General features: G+C 65.8%; 11 protein-coding genes. 9 read left to right on the top strand and 2 right to left on the bottom strand.

The window, feature by feature from the left end; translation table 11 throughout:
• The first annotated feature begins 147 nt into the window (after positions 1-147).
• The 4 genes from sodB to pcaF all read left to right on the top strand — a co-directional run bounded on the left by sodB (position 148) and on the right by pcaF (position 5,542).
• Positions 148-726, top strand: coding sequence for a superoxide dismutase [Fe] (gene sodB, locus AXYL_RS20490; RefSeq protein WP_013394768.1), 579 nt, complete (start codon positions 148-150; stop codon positions 724-726).
• A gap of 277 nt (positions 727-1,003) precedes the next feature.
• Entirely contained in the window at positions 1,004-2,695 is a 1,692-nt protein-coding gene (locus tag AXYL_RS20485) for a methyl-accepting chemotaxis protein (RefSeq protein ID WP_013394767.1), read from the top strand.
• 72 nt (positions 2,696-2,767) lie between these two features.
• Positions 2,768-4,162 (top strand): chloride channel protein, encoded by a 1,395-nt coding sequence (locus AXYL_RS20480; RefSeq protein WP_013394766.1) that lies wholly within the window; start codon positions 2,768-2,770, stop codon positions 4,160-4,162.
• Between the two features lie 174 nt (positions 4,163-4,336).
• On the top strand, positions 4,337-5,542 hold the full coding sequence (gene pcaF / locus AXYL_RS20475) for a 3-oxoadipyl-CoA thiolase (RefSeq protein WP_013394765.1): 1,206 nt from the start codon (positions 4,337-4,339) through the stop codon (positions 5,540-5,542).
• A 94-nt stretch (positions 5,543-5,636) separates the two neighbouring features.
• Here pcaF and AXYL_RS20470 read toward each other — a convergent pair whose 3' ends face one another.
• Together AXYL_RS20470 and AXYL_RS20465 are read right to left on the bottom strand one after the other, a co-directional pair.
• The gene (locus AXYL_RS20470; protein WP_148260723.1) at positions 5,637-6,044 is read right to left on the bottom strand and encodes a DUF192 domain-containing protein; all 408 of its coding nucleotides are present in this window, start codon (positions 6,042-6,044) and stop codon (positions 5,637-5,639) included.
• A 200-nt stretch (positions 6,045-6,244) separates the two neighbouring features.
• Positions 6,245-6,490, bottom strand: coding sequence for a cold-shock protein (locus AXYL_RS20465; protein WP_006220277.1), 246 nt, complete (start codon positions 6,488-6,490; stop codon positions 6,245-6,247).
• Positions 6,491-6,715: 225 nt separating this feature from the next.
• Between AXYL_RS20465 and clpS the strand changes: the two genes are divergently transcribed.
• The 5 genes from clpS (at position 6,716) to AXYL_RS20440 (ending at position 18,305) form a co-directional block, all read left to right on the top strand.
• Positions 6,716-7,030, top strand: coding sequence for an ATP-dependent Clp protease adapter ClpS (gene clpS / locus AXYL_RS20460; protein ID WP_006383989.1), 315 nt, complete (start codon positions 6,716-6,718; stop codon positions 7,028-7,030).
• A 161-nt stretch (positions 7,031-7,191) separates the two neighbouring features.
• Positions 7,192-12,393: an MG2 domain-containing protein gene (locus AXYL_RS20455; protein WP_080551084.1), complete on the top strand. Its 5,202-nt coding sequence runs from the start codon at positions 7,192-7,194 to the stop codon at positions 12,391-12,393.
• A complete protein-coding gene (pbpC, locus tag AXYL_RS20450; protein WP_013394761.1) occupies positions 12,390-14,612 on the top strand; it encodes a penicillin-binding protein 1C in 2,223 nt (740 codons plus the stop codon). The genes AXYL_RS20455 and pbpC overlap by 4 nt, the downstream gene beginning before the upstream one ends.
• Positions 14,613-14,667: 55 nt before the next feature.
• A complete protein-coding gene (gene clpA, locus AXYL_RS20445) occupies positions 14,668-16,980 on the top strand; it encodes an ATP-dependent Clp protease ATP-binding subunit ClpA (protein WP_013394760.1) in 2,313 nt (770 codons plus the stop codon).
• Between the two features lie 8 nt (positions 16,981-16,988).
• Positions 16,989-18,305, top strand: a complete 1,317-nt coding sequence (locus tag AXYL_RS20440; RefSeq protein ID WP_013394759.1) for a paraquat-inducible protein A — start codon at positions 16,989-16,991, stop codon at positions 18,303-18,305.
• The last annotated feature ends 9 nt before the right edge of the window (positions 18,306-18,314 follow it).

Raw genomic sequence — 18,314 nt, 5'->3', positions numbered from 1 at the left:
TCAAGCGCCTGCCCTCATGAGTACATGCTTCCAGTGATAAGCAGATGCGTCCCTTAACCCCGCGCGGGCGGGGGGTTAACGCGGTATCCTCAGTAGTTGCCGATACAATTGAACGGCTTGATCGTGCACTCAACAGAAGGAACCTCAATGGCACATACTCTTCCCCCCCTGCCTTACGAACTGGACGCACTGGCTCCGCACATCTCCAAGGAAACGCTGGAGTTCCACTACGGCAAGCATCACCAGACCTACGTCACGAACCTGAACAACCTGATCCCGGGCACGGAATTCGAAACGCTGTCGCTGGAAGACATCGTGAAGAAGTCCTCGGGTGGCATTTTCAACAACGCCGCCCAGATCTGGAACCACACGTTCTACTGGAACAGCCTGGCCCCCAAGGCCGGCGGCGCTCCCACCGGCAAGCTGGCTGACGCCATCAATGCCAAGTGGGGCAGCTTTGACGCCTTCAAGGAAGCCTTCAACAAGTCGGCCGCCGGCAACTTCGGTTCGGGCTGGACCTGGCTGGTCAAGAAGGCCGACGGCTCGGTCGACATCGTCAATACCAGCAACGCCGCCACCCCGCTGACCACGGCCGACAAGCCGCTGCTCACCTGTGATGTCTGGGAACACGCCTATTACATCGACTACCGCAATGCCCGTCCCAAGTACCTGGAAAACTTCTGGGCGCTGGTGAACTGGGAATTCGCGGCCAAGAACTTCGCCTGACCGGCAAAGCCAGGCCTGCCGCGGCATTGCGCCGCGACCCTGAACAGACCCCTCGCGCAAGCCTGGGGTTTTCTTTTTGTTCAGTAAAAATTCAGTTTGCGAAATCCCTGTCGATTGTCGAATCCATTGCGGGGAAATAAAGAACAAACCGGCTTTTCTTCCGGGTTATCCCTAGGTTTGGCAACCACTATCGTTGGCCCCGGTCGGCGACTGAACCACGGGGTCCACGGCTGCGGCATGCCCGCCATAAACCGTGGTAACTACAGGGAAGGGAAGCATGTTGCGGTTTTTTTCGGGTTTGCGCATCGGCGCGCGCCTGTCGGGCGCGTTTTTGCTGGTGGCGGTGATAGGCGGTGCGATCGGGGGCTTCGGAGTTTGGGGCCTGGCGCGCATCAATGAAATGAACGACCGGCTTTACGACACCGAGCTGCGCGGCATCTCGGACGTCAAGGAAGCCAATATCAATCTGATCTATGCGGGCCGCGCCCGCAATGGCTACCTGGCCGCGTCCACGGAAAAGGAGCGCCAGGCGCTGCGCAAGCAGTTCGACGACGCCGTCGCGCAGATGGACAAGCTGCGTGAAAAGGCCGCGGCCAATTTCTATTCGGAAGATGGCAAGCGTCTGCTGGCGCAGTTCGCCGAGACCGAACAGGTCTGGAAGAGCGAGTCCGCCGCGTTTTTCGCCGCCGCCCAGGCCCGGCCATTGACCCAGGCCGATCCGCGCGTGGCCGAGGTCGAAGCTCGCGTGATCGCCTCGTCGCAGAAGCTGGACGATCTGATGACCAGCCTGGCGAAGATCAAGGAAACCGTCGCCGCGCAAAGCGTGCAGAACGGCACGGATCTCTACGAAAATCTGCGCGCGCTCATGCTCGCCCTGGCCGTGATCGGCGTGGCGGTCGGCATGCTGCTGGGCTGGCTGGTGACGCGCGGCATCGTGCGTCCGCTGGAACACGCCGTGACGGCCGCGCGCCAGGTGGCGGCGGGCGACCTGACGACCGACATCCAGGTCGCCACGCGCGACGAAACCGGCGACCTGATGGGCGCGCTCAAGACCATGAACGAAAGCCTGGCGCGCATCGTGAAGGACGTGCGCGACGGTTGCGAGAGCATTGCTTCGGCATCCTCGCAGATCGCCCAGGGCAACGCCGATCTGTCGCAGCGCACCGAGGAACAGGCTTCGTCGCTGGAGGAAACCGCGGCGTCGATGGAGCAGTTGACCAGCACCGTGCAGCAGAACGCCAACAACGCCAGCGAAGCGGACCGCCTGGTCAACCAGGCGTCCAGCGTGGCGGTGCGTGGCGGCGAAGTGGTGGACGGCGTGGTCCAGACCATGAGCGCGATCTCCGACAGTTCGCGTCGCATCGCCGACATCACCGGCGTGATCGACGGCATTGCCTTCCAGACCAACATCCTGGCGCTCAACGCCGCGGTGGAAGCGGCGCGCGCGGGCGAGCAGGGCCGCGGCTTTGCGGTGGTGGCGGGCGAGGTGCGCACGTTGGCGCAGCGTTCGGCGGTGGCCGCGAAGGAGATCAAGGCCTTGATCGACGAGTCGGTCACGCGCGTCGAGGGCGGCACGCGCCAGGTCGACGAGGCCGGCCGCACCATGCGCGAGGTGGTGGACAGCGTGCGTCAGGTCGCCACGCTGGTGCGCGAGATTGCCAGCGCCTCGGAAGAGCAGTCCGCCGGCATCGGCCAGGTCAATCAGGCTGTGGCGCAGATGGACACCGTGACCCAGCAGAACGCCGCGCTGGTGGAAGAGGCGGCCGCCGCGGCCGCCAGCATGCAGGAGCAAGCCACCCGGCTGGCCCAGGAAGTGCGCCGCTTCAAGGTGGAAGCGGGTGGCGGCTCGGCGCGCGAAGCCCAGGTCCGCCTGGTGCAGGCCGTGCCCGCCACGCCGCGCAAGGCGGCGGCGCCTGCGGCGCGTCCGTCGCTGGCGCAAGGTTCGGACGACGACTGGTCGACGTTCTGATCTCGCGCTGTGGGCTGCCGGTCAGGTGGGAGTGGTAAGGTTAGCCACTTTCAACCGCGCCGGCTTTTGCCCATGAACCTGCCCGACCCCCTACGCCGGCTGCTGGCCGGCCCGCGCCGGTGGGCGCATCGCAAGGTGCGCCAGATCAACCGCCTGTCGCGCAAGAGCGTGCAGATGGGGCTGCTGCTGGGAGGCGCCGGTCTGGTGGCGCTGATGTCGCTGGGCTTTGCCTATTTGGCCGACAAGGCGCTGGAATGGAATCGCGAGTGGGTGGCCTACAACGGTTGGCTGGCCTTGCTGGTCCTGCCCCTGAGCCTGGCTGCCTTGCGCTGGCTGACCTTGCGTTTTGCGCCCAACGCCTCCGGTAGCGGCATTCCCCAGGTCATCGGCGCCTTGTCGCTGCCGCCGGGTCCCAGCCAGAACAGCCTGGTGGCGTTGGGGCAGACCCTCTGGAAAATTCCCCTCGCATTCTTCGGCATGCTGGCCGGCGCGTCGATCGGCCGCGAAGGGCCGTCGGTGCAGGTGGGCGCCGCCCTCATGCTGGCCTGGGGCGACTTCTGGAAGCGCCGCGGCGTGCAACTGCGCGGCTTCCACGCCAATGAATTGATCGCCGCCGGCGCTGCGGGTGGCCTGGCCGCCGCCTTCAACGCGCCGCTGGCCGGCGTTATCTTCGCCATCGAGGAACTGGGACGGGGCACCGTGCTGCGCTGGCAGCGGCTGGTGCTGATCGGGGTGCTGGCCTCGGGCTTCCTGGTCGTGGCCGTGGTCGGCAACAACCCTTACTTCGGCGTCTTCGGCGGCGCGCCGCTGGCCCATGGCATGGTGATGTGGGTCGTCATTTGCGCGGCGCTCAACGGCGCGCTGGGCGGCATATTCGCCCGTCTGCTCGGCAAGGGGGCGGCCGGCAGCGCGCCGCAGTCCTGGCGTGCCTGGATCCGCGCGCATCCGATCTGGACGGCCTTCATCATGGGCTTGATCCTTGCCGTCATCGGCCTGTCCACGGCGGGCAGCGTTTACGGCACGGGGTATGGCGTGGCGGCGGACCTGCTGTCGGGGAAGGACGCGGCGCCGGCCAGTTTCGGCCTGGCCAAGCTGGCCGCCACGGTCGCGTCTTATTGGGCCGGCATACCTGGCGGCATTTTCACGCCCGCCCTGACCACGGGCGCGGGCATCGGCCATCACATCTGGCAACTGGCGGGAGATGGCGTGGATCACCGCGTGCTGGTGCTGATTTCGATGGCAGCCTTCCTGGCCGCCGCGACCCAGGCGCCCCTGACCGCCAGCGTGGTGGTGATGGAAATGACGGGCAGCCAGCCCATGCTGTTCTGGCTGTTGGTGGGATCCTTGCTGGCCTCGGGCGTGTCGCGCCAGTTCTGCCCGCAACCCTTCTATCATCTGGCCGCCGGACGCTTCCGCCGGCAGGCCATCGTGGACACGGCGCGCGCCGCCAGGCCGCCGGCGGCCTGAGTTCAAAACCCGGGCCCGCGTCCCGGCGCAGGGCTCGCCGCGCGCACCGTTTGGGTGAACAGCCATTGGACACTGTCCGTGCAGCGGACATCCCACAGGTGCACCAACTTGGCGCGAAAGCGCTGCGTTAAGATCGGCCGATCCGGATTTTTTCTCACTTACTTCGAGCTTCCCATGACCGTGCATGCTTTTATTTGTGACGCGATCCGCACCCCCTTCGGCCGCTACGGCGGCGCGCTGGCTTCCGTGCGCCCCGATGATCTTGCCGCCGTAGCCATCAAGGCGCTGGTGGCGCGCAATCCCGGCGTGCGCTGGGAAGAACTGGACGACGCCATCATGGGCTGCGCCAACCAGGCGGGTGAAGACAACCGCAACGTGGCCCGCATGGCTACGCTGCTGGCCGGTCTGCCGATCGAAGTGCCCGGCGCCACCGTCAACCGCCTGTGCGGTTCGGGCCTGGACGCCATCGGCGGCGCCGCCCGCGCCATCCGCGCCGGCGAAGCCGGCTTGATGCTGGCCGGCGGCGTGGAAAGCATGAGCCGCGCGCCGTTCGTCATGGGCAAGGCCGACAGCGCCTTTTCGCGCAGCGCCGCGATCTACGACACCACCATTGGCTGGCGCTTCATCAACAAGCTGATGAAGGCGCAATACGGCGTGGACTCGATGCCCGAAACGGCCGAGAACGTCGCCGACGATTTCAAGATCAGCCGCGAAGACCAGGACCTGTTCGCGCTGGCCAGCCAGCAGAAGACCGCGCGCGCGCAAAAAGAAGGCTTCTTCGACGCCGAGATCGTGCCCGTGTCGATCGCCCAGAAAAAGGGCGATCCCATCGTCGTCAGCAAGGACGAGCACCCGCGTGAAACCACGCTGGAATCGCTGGCCAAGCTGAAGGGCGTGGTTCGTGAAGGCGGCACCGTCACCGCCGGCAATGCCTCGGGCGTCAACGACGGCGCTGCCGCGCTGTTGCTGGCCGATGAAAAGGCTGCCGCTTGTCACGGCCTGACCCCGCGCGCCCGCGTGGTCGGCATGGCCACGGCCGGCGTCGCGCCGCGCATCATGGGTATCGGCCCGGCGCCCGCCACGCTGAAGGTGCTGGCCCAGACCGGCCTGACGCTCGAGCAGATGGACGTCATCGAGCTGAATGAGGCGTTTGCCGCCCAGGGCCTGGCCGTGCTGCGCCAGCTGGGTATTGCCGACAACGACCCGCGCGTGAACCCCAACGGCGGCGCCATCGCCCTGGGCCATCCGCTGGGCGCCAGCGGCGCACGCCTGGCCACCACCGCGATCAACCAGCTGCACCGCACCGGTGGTCGCTATGCGCTGTGCACCATGTGCATCGGCGTGGGCCAGGGCATCGCGCTGATTATCGAGCGCGTGTAATCGCCGGGCACGTTTGGGCCGCCTGCGGCCCATGCGTGCTGGAACGAAAAGGGAGCCTCGAGGGCTCCCTTTTCATATCTGCCGGCGGGCTGTTTCAGGGCAGGCCGTCCAGCTTCTTGCCGGCCTTGATGCCGTGCTGCTCGAACCAGCCCTGGGCCATTTCCAGGGCGTAGCGCACCGGCTTCTTGGCGCAATGCGGATCTTCGGTCTGTGGCGCCATGTCCTCGATGTTGACGATCGTGCCGTCGTCGGCGATAAAGGCAATCGAGAGCGGCAGGAGGGTGTTGCGCATCCAGAAGCACTGCACGTCGGGCTGTTCGAACACGAACAGCATGCCGTCGTTGCCGGGCAGCTCCTTGCGGAACATCAGGCCGTCGCGGCGGGTCGCTTCCGTGTTGGCGACTTCTGCGCGGATAATATGGATGCCAGCCGATAGCTGGGTGGTGGGCAGAGGCGCTTGCGGGCCAGTCTGCTGCGCGCCAGCCGCTGCGGGCAGGGCCATCGCGATGGCGGCGAGGGCGGGGGCCAGGGCTTTCGGCAGGAGGTTTCTGAAGAACGCTGTCTTGAACAACGTGAGGCTGACAGGAATTAAAACGGCGTTCTTGGGCATGACCTGGCGCAATGAATGAAAAATAACAAGGCGGGGCTCGAAAGCCCCGCCTGAATAATGGCGCAACCTTACCGTTGCGCTTTAAGGGTAACTCAGGCAGCCGTGATATTAAGCGCCTGTTTGCCTTTGGGCCCCTGAATAATCTCGAAGGCGACTTTCTGGCCTTCCTTCAGGGTTTTAAAACCATTCATCTGGATGGACGAAAAATGGGCGAACAGATCTTCACCGCCGTCGTCGGGCGTAATGAAGCCAAACCCCTTTGCATCGTTGAACCATTTGACGGTGCCCGTCGATTTGGGATTGTCCCCTTGGACGGCGGTTGCGGTCGTATCAGACATGCGGACTGCCTCATTGAATCGTATGTTGACGAAGGGCATCGCGGCCTAGACCCCTGTCCCCCCTCCGGCTTCCTGGCAGATTTTCGATGAGTTGAAAACCCCAGAATGCGTGGATAATGCGCCGCTTTTCTTTGCGGCGTCAAGTATGGAAACTACGCATTTCTACGTGTAATTTTCCGTAAGTTGCACGCTAGCCGTCCCCAGTTTAAATAGAATAGCGGCCCTATGAGTTCTACCTTGGATACCCAGCATGATTTGGCCGTCGAGAAGGCTCCGGCGCGCGCCGCGCCGCCTCCGATGTATCAGGTCCTGCTGCTGAACGACGACTACACCCCGATGGAATTCGTCGTGAAAGTACTGCAAAAGTTCTTCAATAAGAATCACGAAGAGGCGACGAGGATCATGTTGCAGGTGCATCACGAAGGGCGTGGTGTTTGCGGGGTATATCCCCGCGACCTCGCCGCGACGCGCATCGCGCAAGTGGCCCAGTACGCGCGGGCGCGCCAGCACCCTCTGCAATGCGTGATGGAACCCGTCTGAACCCAGCATTTGATGCGCCGCCTGTCATGGCGGCGTTGTGTTGTCCGGTTATTTTGAAATGCAGTATCCGCGTACCCGAGAAGCGCGCGGAATGATCAGGTCGGCAGCTCCGCCGCTAAGGGGCGGTGCGTCTGAATATTTGAGTGAGCGGGAGATTTACCGTGAGTGGAAAGATCAGCAAGGCCTGGCTGGCGACAGCCGGGGTCGTGGTATTGGCCGGCGCCATCGGCGTGGGCTGGTGGATGGGCAAGGAGCGTCAGCCCGCCAACCCGGCGCCAGCCGTCGTGTCGCAGCCTGCGGCTCCGACGGGTGGCGACGCCAAACCGGCGTTGCCCGCCAGCGCGGTGGTCGGCGCGGCCGATCCCTTCGCGGCGCTTTCCTGCCAGCCGCGCCAGTACAACGATACCTTGGCGCTCGCGGTGACTTTCACTCAGCCGGTGGACGCCAAGTCCAACCTGGACAGCTTTCTGCAGGTGACCGACACGGGCACGGCTAGCGACCAGGACCATGAATCGTCCGCCACCAGCGGCGATCAGCCTGCCTCGGTACGGCCGGGCGACTCGGCGCCCAAAGGCAAGATCCTGAAGGGCAGTTGGGTGGTCGGCGACAACCCCCGCATGGTCTATTTCCCCTACGTGCAGCCGCAGCGTTCCTACGCGATTTCGGTGCGCGCCGGGCTGCCCGGCGCGGGCGCAGGGGTCAAGCTGGCGGAAGCCTCGAATTGCGAGGTGAGCACGCAGGCCATGCCACCTTCGTTCTATTTCGCCAGCCGCGGCGTGGTGCTGCCGGCCGGCCAAAACGGCGGTCTGCCCGTGGCCACGGTGAACGTGTCCGAAGTGGACGTGCAATTCCTGCGCGTGTCGCCGGAGCGCGTGCCCGAACTGTTCGACACGGTGCTGGGCATTGGCCGCAATACCGGCGCCTCCGCCGATGAGGAAGACGATGGTGGCAACGATGAGGACGGCTGGCGCTATTCCGACAACCGCAGCCTGAAAGGCTCGGTCAGCAACTGGGATCTGGACCGCCTGAACTCGCTGACGACCAGCGTCTATCAAGGCCGTTTCGTTACCGACGACAAGCCCAACCGCCGCCATGTCACCTTCCTGCCGGTCGAAGGCATCAAGGAACTGCAGGAACCCGGCATCTATGTCGCGGTGATGAGCCAGCCCGGCCGTTTCCGTTACGAATACCAGGTGACGTATTTCTACGTCAGCGACATCGGCCTGCACGCGCGCCGCTACAGCGACCGCATCGAAGCCTATTCCGTGTCGCTGAAGAGCGGCACCGCCATCTCGGGCGCCGTGTTCGAACTGGTGGACGGCGCCGGCAAGTCGCTGGCCAAGGCCGCCGCCGATGGCCAGGGCCATGTGCGCTTTGATGGCAGCTTCGCCAATGCGCGCGTCATCCGCGCCTCGCGCGACAAGGAAATGACGGTGCTGGCCCTGGGCGAACCCGCCCTGGACCTGTCGGAATTCGACACCGGCGGCCACGTTTCGCGCCCCAATAACTTGTTCGTCTACGCCGGCCGCAATCTGTACCGCCCCGGCGAAACCTTCAACGTGTCGGTCCTGCCGCGCGACCTGGACGGCCGCATGCTGGCGCCGTCGCCCCTGACCGCCACCATCAAGCGTCCCGACGGCCGCACGGTGCTGACCACCCTGTGGCAGCCCAAGAAAGATCTGCCCGGCTACATCGAACGCAGCATCGATCTGCCGCTGGACGCGCAAACCGGTACCTGGATGCTCGAACTGCGCGTGGACCCCGCGTCGCGCGCGCCGGACGCGTCCTGGAAGTTCCAGGTCGAGGAATTCCTGCCCGAACGCATGAAGATGGCGCTGACCTCCGACCAGGAAGTGCTGTCGCCGGAGGAAACGCTGACCATCGACGTGCAGGGCGACTATCTCTACGGCGCGCCCGCCGCCGGCAACCGCCTGCTCTCCAGCTTCCAGGTCAAGCGCGACCGTTTTGCGCTGCCCCAGCAATGGCCCGGCTTTATCTTCGGCGACGTGGCCGACGATAGCCGCCGCCATTTCGAGGAATTGCCCGAAGCGGCCCTGGACGACAAGGGCCATGGCCAGCTCGAGGTCGACCCGCGCACCGGCGGCACGCGTTCGCCGATGAAGGTTCGCGTATCGGCCAGCCTGCTCGAATCGGGCGGCCGTCCGGTGGTGCGCTCGATCGAGCGCAGCGTCTGGCCCGCCGACCGCCTGATCGCCGTGCGTCCGCAATTTGACGGCGACGTGGCCCGCGAAGGCGCGCCTGCCAGTTTTGAAGTGCTGCGCGTGGACGCCCAGGGCGAGATTGCGCCGCTGGCGCAGGCGCAGATGCGCCTGTACCGCGAAGAGCGCCAGTACTACTGGCGTTTCGACGACCAGCGCGGCTGGAACAGCGGCTACACAGAAACCGACGAATTGCTGGATTCGCGCGAGATCGCGCTGAATGACCGCGCCCAGTTGACCGTCCCTGTGAAGTGGGGCCGCTACCGCCTGGAGATCGCCGATCCCGAAACCGGCCAGACCCTGCGCTACCGCTTCTACGCCGGCTGGAACGCGCAGGACGCCGACTCCATGGGCAATCGCCCTGACCGCGTGCAGATGAAGCTCGAAGGTGTTCCCGCCAAACCGGGCGACACGGTCAAGCTGACCCTGACGCCGCCGCATGACGGCCAGGCGCTCATCACTGTCGAAGGCGACCGCATGCTGTGGTCCACCTGGGTGGCCGTGAAAGCGACGGGCACGCAGGTCGAGATTCCGGTCGACAAGAGCTGGAAGCGCCACGACCTGTACATCGCCGCCGCCGTGTTCCGTCCCGGCAGCGAAGGCGACCGCGTGACCCCGGCGCGCGCGCTGGGCCTGACCTTCCTGCCGATCGCCAGCGGCGACCGCAAGCTGGACGTCAAGCTGACCGCGCCGCCCAAGGCGGTGCCCGAAACCAAGGCGACCGTGCGCGTCAAGGTCGACGGCGCCCAGGGCAAGCAGGCCACCGTGACCCTGTCGGCGGTGGACGTGGGCATCCTCAACATCAACCAGTACAAGACGCCCGATCCGCTGGACTACTTCTTCGGCAAGCATCGCTACGCGCCCGAATTGCTGGACATGTACGGCAAGCTGATCGAGAAGATGGACGGCACCAAGGGCAAGCTGAAGTGGGGCGGCGACGCCGCCATGCGCGGCGACAGCAAGAGCCTGCCGAAGAAGGTCAAGCTGGTGGACCTGTTCTCCGGTCCGGTCACGCTGAATGAGCAAGGCGAGGCGGATATTCCGCTGGATCTGCCCGACCTCAACGGCACGCTGCGCCTGATGGCCGTGGCCTTCACGCCGGACAACTACGGCAGCACCGACACCGAAATGGTGGTGGCGGCGCCCATCGTTGCCGAGCTGAATACGCCGCGCTTCATCACGCCGGGCGACCAGGCCGCGATCGCGCTGGACCTGACCAACATGAGCGGCGCCGAGCAGAAGGTGACGGTCAAGCTGGAAGCGCTGGATCCGTTGGGCATCGTCGACGGCGTCAAGACCGTGACCTTGAAGGACAAGCAGCGCACCACGCTGCGCTTCACCGCCACGACTACCGGTTCGTACGGCCTGGGCCTGATGCGCCTGACCGTCGACGGGCAGGGCGGCGGCAAGCCCGTGCACATCGTGCGCGAATCCGTGCTGCAGGTGCAACCGGCCTACGCGGCCGAGCGCCAGGTACGCCGCTTGCGCGTGGGTCCGGGCGAAGCCAATGCGCCGCAGGCGTCGTGGGTGGCTTCCTACTACCCGGATTCGACCACGGTCAGCATGACGGTCTCGAACCGTCCGCCGATCAACGTCAACCGCCTGGTCGAGGGGCTGCTCAACTATCCCTACGGCTGCACCGAACAGACCATCAGCGCGACGCTGCCGTGGGTCATGCTGGATGAGGAAGCGGCCAAGCAGTTCGGCCTCAAGCCGCGCACCAAGGCCGAGCGCGACGCCAAGGTGGCTGGCGCGATCGGCCGCCTGGCCGGCATGCGCAACGCCGTCGGTTCCTACAACCTGTGGAGCAGCTCGTCCTCGCGCGACGTGTGGCTGACGGCCTATGCCGTCGGCTTCCTGCAGGACGCCCGCGACAACGGTTTCGAGGTGCCCGAGGCATCGCTGGACCGTTCGCGCCAGTGGCTGCTGGAGCAGGTGCAGCAGAGCTCCGGCGCGTTCGGCACCTGGTCGGCCAACCTGAAGCGCAACCTCGAGTCCGGACGCTACGACGCCAACGACGCCAGCATCCTGCGGGAAGACCACCGCCGCTTCGCCGGCCTGGCCACTGCCGCCTTGGCGCTGGCGCGCGACAAGAAGGCGCCGTTGTCCACGGTGCGCCAGCTGTACGACAACTACCAGGAGCGTGCCCGCTCGCCGCTGCCGCTGATTCAGCTGGCGGCCGCGTTCAAGCTGATGGGCGACGAAGGGCGCATGAAGAGTGCGCTCGACCAGGCCATGGCGCGCGAGTACGGACTCAACGCGCGCCGCAATTCCGGCTACTACGACGACTGGCTGGGCGACTACGGCAGCAGCGTGCGCGACTACGCGCTGGCCTATGCGATCGCCAACAAGTATGAGCTGCGCCATGAGCGCCTGGAAAATCTGCTGACGCAATTGGCCAGCCGTCTGGGCAACCGCTCGTACCTGTCGACGCAAGAGCAGATGGCCCTGCTGTTGACGGCTCGCGCACTGGGCGGCGACAAGTCCACGCCCTGGTCGGCCACGCTGACCGTCAACGGCGTCAGCAAGCCGCTGGTCGGCGGCAAGAGCGACCAGAGCGTGTCGCTGTCGGCGGCCGATCTGGCGGGCACGCAACTGCTGAACACCGGCAGCCAAGCCCTGTTCGTCGAGTACGACATCCAGGGCAGCCCGACCGCCACGCCCGCGCCGCGCAGCGACATCATCCAGCTCAAGCGCGGCTGGTACCGTCCGGACGGCCGTCCGTGGGATGGCGGCAGCCTGCAGACCGGCGACATGCTGGTGGTGTGGGTGCAGGCCAGCGCCAACCAGAACATTCCGGATGGCTTGCTGGTGGACCGCGTGCCGGCGGGTTTTGAAGTCGAAAACCTGAACCTGTCGCAAAGCCCCGAGATGCAGGAATGGACGATCGGCGGACGCCGCGTGGCCGAAGCCATGTCCGATCCCAACATCAAGCACCGCGAGTTCCGCGACGACCGCTATGTGGCCGCGGTGTCGCTGGGACGCGGCAAGGTGGACGTGTTCTATCTGGTGCGCGTCGTGACGCCGGGCCGCTACGCGGTGCCGTCGACGGTGGCCGAGGACATGTACCGGCCTGAAATCCGGGGCGTAGGCGAGCAATGGAGCACGGTAGAGATCCGCGACCGCGGCGCCAAGCGTCCTTGAACCCCGCCGCCACCCCCGTGGCGGGCGCCTCGAGCGCCCGCCGCTGGCGGCGGCGCGGAATCTTCGCGGCCAGCGCGTTGTTTGCGCTGGCCGCGTCGTTATTCACGCTCGACCGCCTTTATCCCTTGCCGGCCGTGGATTCGGGCGGCGCGGCGGTCGTCGTGGCCGCCGACGGCACGCCGCTGCGCAACTATCCCAGCCGCGACGGCATCTGGCGCTATCCGGTCACGCCCGACCAGGTGTCTGAGCGCTATCTGGAAACGCTGCTGACCTACGAGGACCGCTGGTTCTACTGGCACCCGGGCGTCAATCCGGTGGCAATGGCGCGCGCTGGCTGGCAGTGGGCCACCAACCGCCGCATCGTCTCGGGCGGCTCCACCCTGACCATGCAGGTCGCACGGCTGATCGATCCGGAATTGGCCGGCAAGCCTTCGCGCTCCATGTCGGCCAAGCTGCGGCAGGCCTGGCGTGCGATCCAGCTGGAAATGCACTACAGCAAGGACGAGATCCTGTCGCTGTATCTGACCCACGCGCCCATGGGCGGCATCGTGGAGGGCGTGGAAATGGGCTCGCGCCTGTGGCTGGGCAAGCCGGCGCGCGACCTGAGCCCGGCCGAAGCGGCGATGTTGACCGCCTTGCCGCAGGCGCCGTCGCGCCTGCGTCCCGACCGCCATCCGGAGGCCGCGCAGGCCGCGCGCGACAAGGTGCTGGACCGCATGGTCGAACTCGGCCGCTGGACCCCTGCGGAGGTGGCCGACGCCAAGATCGAGAACGTGGTCGCGCCGCCGCTGCGGGCGCGCTGGCTGGCGCCCCTGGCCGCGCAGCGCCTGCTGCAGGAGGCGGGCAGTCAGCGCAGCGCCGGCCGGCGCCCCGGCGAGCGGCCCGCGGTGGTCACGTCCACCCTGGACGCGGATATGCAGGCCGCGGTGGAGCGCATGCTTCAGGACCGGGTGGACGGCTTGCCGCCCAAGGTGTCGATGGCCGTGTTGGTGATGGACAACGATACGCTGGAGGTCAAGGCCTACGCGGGCTCCGCGGATTTTTCCGACGATAGCCGCGCTGCCCACGTGGACATGGTGCGCGGCGTGCGTTCGCCAGGCTCCACCCTCAAGCCCTTCCTGTATGCCCAGGCGCTCGACGAGGGCCTGATCCACTCCGAAAGCTTGCTGATGGATGCGCCGATGTCGTTTGGCGGCTACGCGCCCGGCAATTTCCAGGCAGCGTTTGCCGGCCCGATCAGCGTGGCGCAGGCCCTGCAGCGCTCGCTCAACGTCCCGGCGGTGGACCTGCTGGACCGTGTCGGGCCCAGCAGTTTTGCCTCGGTCATGCTGGCCGGCGGGGTACGGTTACGTTTGCCTGCGGGCGCCGAACCGAATTTGAGCTTGATTTTGGGCGGGGGCGGCACCACATTGGAAGAACTGGTGGGCGCTTACCGGGCCTTGGCCCGCGGTGGCGTCTCCGGACGGCCCCGCCTGCGGCCGGAGCAGGCGAAGGTCGAGTCCCGTATGATGAGTCCTGGGGCGGCCTGGATCGTCCGCGACATCCTGGAGAGCGGCGGCCATCCGGACCGGCCGTTCTACCAGTCGGGCAGTCCGGCGCGGCAACTGGCCTGGAAAACCGGGACAAGTTTCGGATTCCGGGACGCCTGGGCCGTCGGAGTGACCGACAGGTGGACGATGGGCGTCTGGGTCGGCCGTCCGGACGGCACGCCCAACCCTGGATTTTTCGGGGCCAACGTGGCGGCGCCGCTACTGCAGGATATCGTGGCGGCCTTGCCCGAAGGCGCCCAACAGGTCCGCGTCAGGCCCGAAACGGTGCAGGCCGCGGTGACTTGCTGGCCCCTGGGTTACAAGCTCGGCAGCGTGCCATCCGGCGTATGTCCGGAGCAGCGCGCAGCCTGGGTGCTGAATGAAACGGCGCCGCCGTCTTTTGCCGGCTACGCCGACGCTTCGCGCGGACCCTTGCGTCTGGGCGGGGTGGCCAGCGGTTCGGTGCTGCGGCCCGTGCCGGGCGGGCGCGAAGTGGCGCTGGATGTGGACGTGCAAGGAACAGAAGGCGAAGTATGGTGGATGCTGGACGGGCGCGTGGTGGGTCACGGCGCGTCGGGTCATCCGTTTAAATTAGTGCTGGCCATGGACGGCCGATATACGCTTACCGTCATGGATACGCAAGGCCGCCACGATAGAGTGGTTTTTGAAATCGCTGGCGTTACGCCATGATCGGCATAGAATATGAATCGTGTATTTGCCCGCTTCGATGCGTTACGGAGGAAGCGTGATTTCTCAAGAGCTTGAAGTCAGCCTGCATATGGCTTTCGTCGAGGCCCGTTCGGCCCGGCATGAATTTATTACCGTCGAGCATCTGCTGCTGGCGTTGCTCGACAACGCTTCGGCCGTTGAAGTGCTGCGCGCATGCGCCGCCAACCTGGATGACCTGCGCCGCAACCTGCGCCAGTTCGTTTCGGAGAACACCCCGGTGATCCCAAGCGGCGCCGAGGTCGACACGCAGCCCACGCTGGGTTTCCAGCGTGTGATCCAGCGCGCCATCATGCACGTATCGGCGGGCGGCACCGGCAAGAAGCCGGTCACCGGCGCCAACGTGCTCGTGGCCATTTTCGGCGAAAAGGATTCGCACGCCGTGTACTACCTGCAACAGCAGGGCGTGACGCGGCTGGACGTCGTCAATTTTCTGTCGCATGGCATTACCAAACAGCCCCAGGTGGAGTCCGCCGCCGTGCAGAAAGAGCAGCAGACCAATGGTGAAGAACAGGGCGAATCGCGTCAGTCGCCGCTGGACCAGTACGCCACCGACCTGAACGCCGCCGCGCTGGCGGGCCGCATCGATCCCCTCATCGGGCGCGAGCACGAAGTCGAGCGCGTGATCCAGGTGCTGTGCCGCCGCCGCAAGAACAACCCGCTGCTGGTTGGCGAGGCCGGCGTGGGCAAGACCGCGATCGCCGAAGGCCTGGCCTGGCGCATCACGCGCGGCGAAGTGCCCGAAATCCTGCAGGCCGCCCAGGTCTTTTCGCTGGATATGGGCGCCTTGCTGGCTGGCACCAAGTACCGCGGCGATTTCGAACAGCGCCTGAAGGGCGTGCTCAAGCAGATCCGCGGCAACCCCGACGCCATTCTGTTCATCGACGAAATCCATACGCTGATCGGCGCCGGTTCGGCTTCCGGCGGCACGCTGGACGCGTCCAACCTCTTGAAGCCGGCCTTGTCGTCCGGGCAGCTCAAGTGCATCGGCGCCACCACCTACACCGAGTACCGCGGCGTCTTTGAAAAAGACCATGCGCTGTCGCGCCGTTTCCAGAAGATCGACGTGGCCGAACCCAGCGTCGAGCAGACCGTGCAGATCCTGCGCGGCCTGAAGAGCCGCTTCGAGGAGCACCACAGCGTGCGCTACTCGGCTGCCGCCCTGTCGGCCGCGGCCGAATTGTCGGCGCGCTTCATCAATGACCGCCATCTGCCGGACAAGGCCATCGACGTGATCGACGAGGCCGGCGCTGCGCAGCGCCTGCTGCCGCGCTCGCGCCAGAAGAAGGTGATCGGCAAGGTGGACATCGAGAACATCGTGTCCAAGATCGCGCGTATTCCGCCGCAGTCCGTCTCCAACGATGACCGCAGCAAGCTGGCGACGCTGGACCGCGACCTGAAGACCGTGGTGTTCGGCCAGGACAACGCCATCGAGGCCCTGTCCGCCGCCATCAAGATGGCGCGTTCGGGCCTGGGCAAGCCGGAAAAGCCGATCGGCGCCTTCCTGTTCTCCGGCCCCACCGGCGTGGGCAAGACCGAGGTCGCCCGCCAGCTGGCGTTCACGCTGGGCGTGGAGCTGCTGCGTTTCGACATGTCGGAATACATGGAACGGCACGCGGTGTCGCGCCTGATCGGCGCGCCTCCGGGCTATGTCGGTTTCGACCAGGGCGGCCTGCTGACCGAGGCCATCACCAAGCAGCCGCATTGCGTGCTGCTGCTCGATGAAATCGAAAAGGCGCACCCGGATGTGTTCAACATCCTGCTGCAGGTCATGGACCACGGCACGCTGACCGACAACAACGGCCGCAAGGCGGACTTCCGCAACGTCATCGTCATCATGACGACCAATGCGGGCGCCGAAACCTTGAACCGTCCGTCCATCGGTTTCGCGAATTCGCGCGTGGTGGGCGACGAAATGGCGGAAATCCGCCGCATGTTCACGCCCGAGTTCCGCAACCGCCTGGACGCGATCATTCCGTTCGCGCCGCTGGACCGCGAAATCATCCTGCGCGTGGTGGACAAGTTCCTCATGCAGCTGGAAGACCAGTTGCACGAGCGCCGCGTGGAAGCGATCTTCACCACCACGCTGCGTGAACATCTCGCCAAGGAAGGGTTCGATCCGCTGATGGGCGCACGCCCCATGCAGCGCCTCATTCAGGACACCATCCGGCGCGCGCTGGCCGACGAGCTGCTGTTCGGCAAGCTGGTCGACGGCGGCACGGTTACGGTGGACCTGGACGAGGAAGGCAAGGTCAAGTTGGACTTCGACGATAGCGGCAAGCCGCCCTCGTCGGATGCGCCTGACAAACAGGAAGTCGAACTGGTCGATTAGGCGACTCAATGACCGCGGACCGCCAGCCGCTGATCGAGTGCGAACACTGCGCAAGCATCTATCGCCGGCATCAGCTTGAACCTGGAGAGACCGCCAATTGCGCCCGCTGCGGTGCCACCTTGTGGCGCTACAGCGGGCTTACTTTGTCCAATTGGCTAGCGCTCGCCATTTCCGCCCTCATCGTGTTCGGGGTGGCCAATGCCTATCCCGTCGCGTCCATGGCCGTGCAGGGCATGGTGCAGCAAGCCTCCTTGCTGGACGCCATTTCTATCACCTGGCGGCAGGACCACTGGGTGGTTGCCATCATGACGGGCTTGGCGGGTTTCGTGCTGCCCTTGCTGCAGCTGAGCGTCCTGCTGTGGGTGTTGGGGCCGCTCTCGCGCGGCCGCGAGCCCGCGGGTTTTCGGACTGCGATGCGCCTGTTGGGCGCGCTGCGGCCCTGGTGCATGATTCCGGTGTTTCTGCTGGGTGTGCTGGTGGCGGTGGTCAAGCTGGCCGGCATGGCGGCGGTGGCGCCGGGCATAGGCCTGGGCGCGTTCGGCCTTCTGACCATTCTATTGACGATGCTGGGGCGCCTGTCGCCACACGTGCTGTGGCGTTATGCCGAGAGCGTGGGCGTGGTGCCCGTGCATGTGCCGCAAGCCGGGCCGGACAGCGTCCTGACCGGATGCCATGTATGCGGCCAGGTGCAGGCCGTGCCGCGGGCAGCCAATCCGGAAGAAGAACATCACTGCGTGCGTTGCGAGGCGCAGGTGCACTACCGCAAGCCGGACCACCTGGCGCGCACCTGGGCGCTGCTGCTGGCGGCCGTGGTGTTTTACATTCCCGCCAACGTGCTGCCGGTGATGCAGGTCCGTTCCGTGCTGGGCGACAGCGCCCACACCATCCTGGGCGGCGTGGTCGAACTCTGGGAAATGGGTTCATGGGATATCGCGCTGATCGTCTTCATCGCCAGCGTGGCGGTGCCGCTGACCAAGCTGCTGGCGCTCATCCTGCTGCTGCTGACCGAGCAATGGCGCAGCACCACCAATCTGCGTCCGCGCACACGCTTGTATCAAATGGTCGAGTTCATCGGGCAATGGTCGATGCTGGACGTTTTTGTCGTTATATTGCTGGCGGCCCTGGCCGATTTCCAGGGCTTGATGGAGATCAGCGCTGGTGCGGGCGCGGCGGCCTTTGGCGTGGTCGTGATCCTGACCATGCTGTCCGCCATGAGCTTCGACCTGCGCCGCAGCTGGGACCTTGAAGATCAAAGTGAAATAGAATCGCCACCGGTGGAGGGCGGGCGCCAGGCGGCGCCCGTGGCCGGCAAGGAATTGGGCTAGGAAGCGCCG

It is taken from the genome of Achromobacter xylosoxidans A8, assembly GCF_000165835.1.
Taxonomy (GTDB): Bacteria; Pseudomonadota; Gammaproteobacteria; order Burkholderiales; family Burkholderiaceae_B; genus Achromobacter; species Achromobacter xylosoxidans_B.
This window is presented reverse-complemented; position numbering and strand designations above follow the sequence as displayed.

Coding starts and splice junctions, on each gene's coding strand:
- sodB (WP_013394768.1), top strand. CDS start 148: ATGGCACATACTCTTCCCCCCCTGCCTTACGAACTGGACGCACTGGCT.
- AXYL_RS20485 (WP_013394767.1), top strand. CDS start 1,004: ATGTTGCGGTTTTTTTCGGGTTTGCGCATCGGCGCGCGCCTGTCGGGC.
- AXYL_RS20480 (WP_013394766.1), top strand. CDS start 2,768: ATGAACCTGCCCGACCCCCTACGCCGGCTGCTGGCCGGCCCGCGCCGG.
- pcaF (WP_013394765.1), top strand. CDS start 4,337: ATGACCGTGCATGCTTTTATTTGTGACGCGATCCGCACCCCCTTCGGC.
- AXYL_RS20470 (WP_148260723.1), bottom strand. CDS start 6,044: ATGGCCCTGCCCGCAGCGGCTGGCGCGCAGCAGACTGGCCCGCAAGCG.
- AXYL_RS20465 (WP_006220277.1), bottom strand. CDS start 6,490: ATGTCTGATACGACCGCAACCGCCGTCCAAGGGGACAATCCCAAATCG.
- clpS (WP_006383989.1), top strand. CDS start 6,716: ATGAGTTCTACCTTGGATACCCAGCATGATTTGGCCGTCGAGAAGGCT.
- AXYL_RS20440 (WP_013394759.1), top strand. CDS start 16,989: ATGACCGCGGACCGCCAGCCGCTGATCGAGTGCGAACACTGCGCAAGC.